This is a genomic window from Candidatus Aminicenantes bacterium, from assembly GCA_026393795.1.
Classification (GTDB): domain Bacteria; phylum Acidobacteriota; class Aminicenantia; order UBA2199; family UBA2199; genus UBA2199.
Map to the genome: position 1 here is coordinate 1 of JAPKZL010000245.1, position 6,968 is coordinate 6,968.

The following is a 6,968-nucleotide window of genomic DNA, read 5'->3' on the forward strand; positions in this document are numbered from 1 at the left end:
TCGGAGTTCGGCGTTTGGAGTTTGGAGCAAGAAAAAAAGAATTCGGAACAGGAAGAAGAGAAGAGTTTGGAGTCAAAGAAAAAGAAATTTGGATTAGATATAGGAATCACTTTTTTTCAGAGATTTTATAAGACCGTTAAGCATCATCGAAAGTTCTGCGCAATGGTTTCGTGATTTCTCTTTGGCTGGTAAATCAATGAACTTTAACCGTTGAGCAATCTCAGTACAGGCCACGCATTCGCGGACCGATCTTCTGGCTATTTTAGTAAACTGGGCAAATTCAGCTTTGGTTCCACCGGTTCCTTCGGCAATATTCAAACAGATAGAAACAGCGGCTCTGCGGAATTGGTCAACCAAAGAATATGTTTCAGACTTGGGAAAAGACTTTGTGATTTCATAAATAAAGCTAACGTAGTCAAGTGCTTTCTGGTAAACTCGCAAATTTTCAAAATCAAATTTAATTTCCATCATTGCCTTTTTAACCTTATCTTCATCTTATCTCCGTTCTTATTCTTAACTCCCAACTCCGAACTCCTTACTCCGAACGTTCTTAATCTTCACGCCTAACTCCGAACTCCCAACGCCGAACTGTCTTCATCTCTCCCTTCCTCATGGCTCTATTTTCAACTCTTTTAATTTGGCATAAAGGGTGACGCGTTCGATTTTGAGCACTTTGGCCGTCCGGGATTTGTTGCCGCCGGTTTTAAGCAACGCTTTCCGGATCACTTCTTTTTCTATCTCCGCCGCAACCTGGTTGGTCATTTCCTTGAGGGAAAGCGAGCCATCCAGGACCGAATTCACCCGTTCTTCATCCCTGGTCGCCGTATCAGAACCGCGGCTTTGCCCCGAATCTGTCTGCTCCAGCAAGATGTCGGCCGGGGTGATCTGAGCGGATGCGGCCACCAGGGCGGCCCTGCGGATGGTGTTCTTCAATTCGCGGACATTGCCCGGCCATGGATGTTGGAATAAGAGGCGCATGGCGGCGCTGGAAATCCTGCGGATATTTTTATGCAATTCCTGATTTGATTTTTCTAAAAAATAATTTGCAAAAAAAGCAACATCGCCCTCACGTTCACCCAGTTTGGGGATTTCGATAAGAAACTCATTCAAGCGATAATAGAGATCGTCCCTGAATTTACCTTGCTTCATAGCATCGAACAGATTGACCTTGGATGCCGCGATCAAGCGCGCATTGATTTTGATATCCTTGTTGCCTCCCAAGTGCTGCAACTTTCTTTCTTGCAGCACCCTTAACAGTTTGGCCTGCATGGCTTCGGAAAGATTGGCAATTTCGTCCAAAAACAAGGTCCCCTCGTTGGCCAGTTCGAATTTACCCTCTTTTTTTCTGTCCGCTCCGGTAAAAGCCCCTTTTTCATGGCCGAACAGTTCGGCTTCGATCAGGGTCTCAGGTATGGCGCTGCAGTCTATGGGAATGAAGGCGTTGTCCTTGCGCAAGGATTTTTGGTGGATCAAATTCGCGACGACCTCTTTGCCGGTGCCGCTTGCTCCCTGAATGATGACCGTAAAATCGGTGGGGGCCACGATATCCACTTGGGTCAGTACTTTTTTTATCTGCGGGCTGTCGCCCATTACCTTTTCAACGGGAAGTTTTTCCCCCAGTCGTTTTTTTAAAATGTCTATTTCAGCGCGCAATTGCCGGACGGTGAATGCCTTGCTGATGGTGAGCAGCAATTCGTCATCGTCAAAAGGTTTGGTAACATAGTCATAGGCTCCCAATTTTATCGCCCTGATGGCGTCCTTGACATCCATATAAGCGGTGATGACAATGATATCCAGGTCAGGATCCGACCCTTTTATTTTCTGCAAAACATTCATGCCGTCGATATCGGGCAGGCGCAGGTCCAATAAAACCAGGTCGGGGCAAGCGCCCTGGATTTTCTCCAGCGCTTCTCGGCCGGTTGCGGCCGTCATTACTTCAAAACCGTTTTCCTGCAATAGGACGGAAAGATTTGAACAAAAATCCAGGTCATCGTCGGTGACAAGGATTTTATTCATTATCATTCACCTCGTTTCTCCCTGGCAGGCGTTCCCCTTATATTGCGTATCGCTGCTGTCTAAAATAACACAAAATCAAAATAGAAGTCAAATGAGTAAAGGCTTTCCGGGCAAGAAAAAGCGGTTTGCAGGATCAGGTTGCTGCTGGAATTGACGGTTTTTTGCTATATGATATACTTTTAGCATGTTTCCTAAAATCAAAAAAGAGCTCGAAAAATTAAATATTGGCATTGTCTATGTGTTTGGTTCCAGAGCTCAAGGCCTGGCAAAAAAAGACAGTGACACAGACATCGGTATTGTTTTTAGCGAACCTGTTGAAAACGCCAGCCTGCTTCCGATTTACGAGAAACTATATTCATTATTTTTGACCGCTCTGCGGAAACAGAAAGCGGAAATCGACATCGTATTTCTGCAATCCGCGTCTTTGGCGCTGCAATTTAACGCTATTAAATACGGCAGGGTGGAATATGAGATTTCCGCAAAATTCAGGGCGGCTTACGAAGAAAAAATCATGCTGTTTCACGGTGATTTTGAACCTGTGGCAAAAGAATTCGACGAAATGATTTTGGCGAGGATTTGATGAATAAAATTCCCTTAAGCAAAAATACGATACTGGGAAAAATAGATGAAATTCAAAGAGATTTGCTCAAACTCAATAATATGAAAGCATTGCCCCTTGCAGAATTCAAGTCGGGTGAAAATTTTGCGATTGCCGAACATTATTTAAGAAGGGCGCTGGAAGCCTTATTCGAAACGGGTGCGCATATTTTATCCCGGATCCCCGGCCAACGCGCGTCGGGTTACAAAGAAATAGCGTTGCTACTGGGAGAAACAGGGATAATGCCGGAGAATTTCGCGAAAGAAACTTTGGTAAAGATGGCCGGATACAGGAATAGATTGGTGCATTTTTATTCAGAAATAAACAAAGATGAAATGTATGAAATAATTCAGAATAAACTCGACGATTTTAATGTTTTTAACGAACACCTAAAGATTCTTTTATCCTCTCTTGATAAATTTAATTTGACAATAGAATAGCCGATATAACAGCGCTTCCGGGCCGGTTGCGTACGACAAGAATCTTATTCATTATGATTTACCTCGTTTCGCCTGGGCCGGCATTTTATTGATCCGACGGATAATATCCTCTTCATTGTATGGTTTGTCTAAAAAATAATAAGCACCCAGTTTATTGGCTTTGCTTCTGGCTTCTTCGCTGCCGAAGGCGGTCGTTATGATTACTGCCGGCGCAGGAGACATCTTCCTGATGACGGTTAAAAGCGTCATGCCATCGCCATCGGGCAACCTGAGATCCAATAAAACAAGGTCCGGAAGTTTTCTTTTCAGGCGTTTATGCGCTTCTCTCTTGCTATGGGCAAACTCGATTTGAAAGCCGCGAGAGCTTAAGGAATCGCCCAACATAGAGCATAATTCCTTCTCGTCGTCGACGAGCAAAATGCTTGAAATTTGTTTCTTTTTGGCAGCGGTTCTTTTTGTTGATTTTCGCTTTTCGCTCTTTCCGAAACCGGCTTTTTCATAGAGCTTAAAAAAGGGTAGCAGTTCCTCAAGTTCCTCAGGCTTTCGCCAGCCGGATAAATTTGCCTGCCTGACAACCGCTTCGCCCGCTTTTATCTTTCCGGTTTTGATCCAGTGCTTGATGTGGGCGTCCGGGATCTGGAGATAAACACTGGTGCCGATTCTTAAATCCCATTTTTTAACCATGGTCGGGTTCCCGGTCAGGATTCTCCTTCCCTATTTTCCTTGCGAACCGGCGGCTTCGGTTCAGAGGGCAAAGAAACAGAAAAAACAGATCCCTTTCTCCAAGCGCTTTCCACTTCGATCAGGCCACCATGACTGGCAACAATATTTTGGCATGTCGACAATCCCAAACCCGAGCCCCCTTTTTTGGTGCTGAAGAAGGGGTCAAACACCTTGATCAGATTCTTGGCTGGGATGCCGCTGCCGTTATCCTGGATTTTTATGATGAATTTTTTCTTTTCCCTCTTGGTGCTGATGGACAGCTTGCCGTCTTTGCGCATGGCTTCAATGGCGTTGGCGATCAGGTTCAGGAAAACGCGGCCGAGTTGTTCCTTGTCGAAGGGCAAAATGGAAGGACGCGTGGCCAGGTTGAGCATCACTTTAATTTTTTGCGTTTTGAGCCGGACTTTATGAACGTTCAAGATATCCTTGATGAGCAGATGGATATCCCAAGGTCGGAGATTCAGCTTTATCGGGCGGGCGCAGTTCAGGAGTTCGGCAATTAAATAGTCGATGCGGTTCGTATTTCTTTCCATGATATTGATGAAGTTGACGATCTCCGGCGTCGTCTTTTCATCTTTTTTGAGCTGGCGGATCGACAAAATAATGTTGGTCAGGGGTTTTCTGATTTCATGGGCGATGCCGGCGGCGATGCGGCCGGTAAAAGCGAGTTTCTCCGAACGCACCAGGGCGTCTTTTTTCGCCTTCAATTCCCGGTAAGAAGCCCCGAGCTCCTCCCGGGAGCGGGTCAAGCGTTCGATCAACTCCTCAACGGATGAACTTTGCTGATCCAAAAGCATTTTTTGGCCATGGATCGTTTTCTCGAATTTCCTGAATTTCTCCAGCCAGTGCTTGGACTCGCTGATGTCGCGATAAAGCACCTGGAACTGTTTTTCGCCGTTCCAAAGGATGGCCTTGCGGAAGACTTGCAGATCACGGACTTCGCCGTTCTTTCTGACAATGCTGATTTCATATTCGCCGGGACCGAACTTGCCGCTCTCCCGGATTTTTCTCCTTTTTTTGTATTCGCCATAGCTCTTGGGGATGTAGCGCTTCCTGAGGGGTATTTGGTTTAATTCGGCAATACTTTCGTAGCCATAAAAATCCAAAAGCACCCGGTTGGCATAAATGGTTTCGCCTGCGGCGGTCACGATGCGCACCCCCAATGGCGATTCATCGAGCGAGCGGCGGAAATTTTCTTCCGTCCGGCGCAGCGCCTCGAGTGCAGCCTCCCTTTGGGATTCCGCCTGCTTGCGCTCGCTGATGTCATTGTAGACAGCGATTATTTCACCAGTGGGCAATTTAAAAACCCAGCTCTCTCGCCAACTTCCGGGATCCCGCTCATCTTTGTAGATGTTTTCGGGGAAATACTCCGATTTTCCGGTTTGCCACACTCTCTGGAATACCGCAAAGACTCCAAACGCTTCCACCCCGGGAAATACCTCGGAAACACGCTTGCCGAGGATGTCCTTCCTGCTGACTTTCTCTATCTCCTCCATAGCGGGATTGCAATCCCTGAATATGAAATCCCCGCCGTTTTCGATGGCCTCATATATAACCACTCCGCTGTTCATATGATTGAAGAGCTCCCGAAACCGCTCCTCGCTCTCTCTGAACCGCCGGTCGAGCGAGTGCCGGTAAAGCGCCATCTCGAGTGTCATCGCCAGTTCCCGATCATTCACCGGCTTGACCAGGTAACCGTAGGGCGCGGTGGCCTTGGCCTGCTGGAACAGGAGGTCATGCGCGTAGCCGGTCAGGTAAACGATGGGAATATCCGTGCTGGACTTGATGCGCCCGGCGGCGCTGATGCCGTCCAGCGCCCCGGCCAGCTTGATGTCCATCAAAACCAGGTCGGGCGGCTGTGCCTTGATGGCCGCGATCGCCGCTTCGCCTGAGTTCACCGGCCCGTGCACCGTGTAGCCCAGGCCGGTCAGCGTGTTTTGCAGTTGCGCGGCAATGATCCCTTCATCTTCGACGATCAGGATCGTTTCATTGGCCATGCCATCACCCCTTCTCCCTTTGGCGGGAAGCGAACACCAGCCGAAAGCTCGTTCCCTGGCTGCGATCCAATTCGATCCGGCCCTTCAGCTGGTATTCTCCCAGCATCCTGACCAGCCGCAGTCCCAGTGTTTTCGTCTTCGCCCAGTCCAGGTCAACGGGCAAGCCCACGCCGTTGTCGGCCACGGTCAGCGTATAGACGCCGTTGTCCCCGGCGTTGCCGTCCCATGCGGCCGTGATGGTGATTGCACACGTTTTCTCTCCGGCACGGGGCTGGCCGCCGGGGAAGGCATATTTGAAGGCGTTGGTGAGCAGTTCGTTCAAGATCAGCCCGCAGGGGATGGCGCAATCCAGCCCCATCTCCACCCCCGTTGCCGACACGTCGATGCGGACGTCGCGGCCCAGGGCCAGCGCCGCGCGCAACTTGGCGATCAGCGCCTCGAGAAAGTCTTGAAGTTCAATCCGGGCCAGGCTCTCGCTGCCGTAGAGCGTCTCGTGGACGAGCGCCATGGAGCGGATGCGTCCTTCCAGTTCAATGAACTGCGCCACGGCAGCGGGGTCGGTCACCATTTCGCGCTGCAATTGCAGCAGCCCGATGATGGCGGCCAGGTTGTTCTTGACGCGGTGGTGAACTTCCTTTAATAACACTTCCTTTCCCGCCAGCGCGGCATGCAGTGCCTCGAGCGCAGCCTCCCTTTGGGATTCCGCCTGCTTGCGCTCGGTGATGTCACCATAGGTGATGGCGACACCATAGCCCTCCAGCGGTATGGGCGCGGCGGTCACACTGATCCAGGTGATTTCGCCTTTGTCCTTTACAATGCACATATCAATGTTCTCAATCAGACGGTTTTCTCGCAATGCCCTGGTACTGGCATACTCAGCGGCGGGCATGGGTGTGCCGTCCTTCCGAATAATCTGCCATTCCTTGCTGTCGATTCTCCTTTGAGCGTGTGCCTCGCGAGTGATGCCCAGCAGCTCTTCTGCTTGGCGATTCCCTTCTATGATCTTGCCCGATTTGTCTGAAATAGAGATGCCGAGTGGAAATGACTCAAACAAGACCCGGTATTTTTCATGGCTGACTTGCAGGGCCGCTTCCGCTCTTTTATATTTATCAATATTCTGAAATGTCCCGGCAAGTTTTACTACTTTACCGCCGCTGTAAACGGCTCTTCCAATCGATTGCACCCAAATTTTGT

General features: G+C 49.2%; 7 protein-coding genes. 2 read left to right on the plus strand and 5 right to left on the minus strand.

Annotation, left to right across the window (positions count from 1 at the left end; translation table 11 throughout):
* Positions 1-93: 93 nt before the first annotated feature.
* Both NTW95_12485 and NTW95_12490 read right to left on the minus strand, forming a co-directional pair.
* Positions 94-471 (minus strand): four helix bundle protein, encoded by a 378-nt coding sequence (locus NTW95_12485; protein ID MCX6558225.1) that lies wholly within the window; start codon positions 469-471, stop codon positions 94-96.
* 138 nt (positions 472-609) lie between these two features.
* Entirely contained in the window at positions 610-2,016 is a 1,407-nt protein-coding gene (locus tag NTW95_12490; GenBank protein MCX6558226.1) for a sigma-54 dependent transcriptional regulator, read from the minus strand.
* 184 nt (positions 2,017-2,200) lie between these two features.
* Between NTW95_12490 and NTW95_12495 the strand changes: the two genes are divergently transcribed.
* Both NTW95_12495 and NTW95_12500 read left to right on the plus strand, forming a co-directional pair.
* Positions 2,201-2,596 (plus strand): nucleotidyltransferase domain-containing protein, encoded by a 396-nt coding sequence (locus NTW95_12495; protein ID MCX6558227.1) that lies wholly within the window; start codon positions 2,201-2,203, stop codon positions 2,594-2,596.
* Positions 2,596-3,054, plus strand: a complete 459-nt coding sequence (locus NTW95_12500) for a DUF86 domain-containing protein (GenBank protein MCX6558228.1) — start codon at positions 2,596-2,598, stop codon at positions 3,052-3,054. Before NTW95_12495 ends, NTW95_12500 begins: the two co-directional genes overlap by 1 nt.
* A 51-nt stretch (positions 3,055-3,105) precedes the next feature.
* Here the strand turns inward: NTW95_12500 and NTW95_12505 are convergent, their stop codons facing one another.
* The 3 genes from NTW95_12505 to NTW95_12515 are packed head-to-tail and all read right to left on the minus strand — an operon-like array spanning position 3,106 to position 6,957.
* The gene (locus NTW95_12505) at positions 3,106-3,738 is read right to left on the minus strand and encodes a response regulator (GenBank protein MCX6558229.1); all 633 of its coding nucleotides are present in this window, start codon (positions 3,736-3,738) and stop codon (positions 3,106-3,108) included.
* Between the two features lie 14 nt (positions 3,739-3,752).
* The gene (locus tag NTW95_12510; protein ID MCX6558230.1) at positions 3,753-5,774 is read right to left on the minus strand and encodes an ATP-binding protein; all 2,022 of its coding nucleotides are present in this window, start codon (positions 5,772-5,774) and stop codon (positions 3,753-3,755) included.
* Between the two features lie 4 nt (positions 5,775-5,778).
* The gene (locus NTW95_12515; protein ID MCX6558231.1) at positions 5,779-6,957 is read right to left on the minus strand and encodes a PAS domain S-box protein; all 1,179 of its coding nucleotides are present in this window, start codon (positions 6,955-6,957) and stop codon (positions 5,779-5,781) included.
* Positions 6,958-6,968 lie beyond the last annotated feature (11 nt).

Coding starts and splice junctions, on each gene's coding strand:
- NTW95_12485 (MCX6558225.1), bottom strand. CDS start 471: ATGATGGAAATTAAATTTGATTTTGAAAATTTGCGAGTTTACCAGAAA.
- NTW95_12490 (MCX6558226.1), bottom strand. CDS start 2,016: ATGAATAAAATCCTTGTCACCGACGATGACCTGGATTTTTGTTCAAAT.
- NTW95_12495 (MCX6558227.1), top strand. CDS start 2,201: ATGTTTCCTAAAATCAAAAAAGAGCTCGAAAAATTAAATATTGGCATT.
- NTW95_12500 (MCX6558228.1), top strand. CDS start 2,596: ATGAATAAAATTCCCTTAAGCAAAAATACGATACTGGGAAAAATAGAT.
- NTW95_12505 (MCX6558229.1), bottom strand. CDS start 3,738: ATGGTTAAAAAATGGGATTTAAGAATCGGCACCAGTGTTTATCTCCAG.
- NTW95_12510 (MCX6558230.1), bottom strand. CDS start 5,774: ATGGCCAATGAAACGATCCTGATCGTCGAAGATGAAGGGATCATTGCC.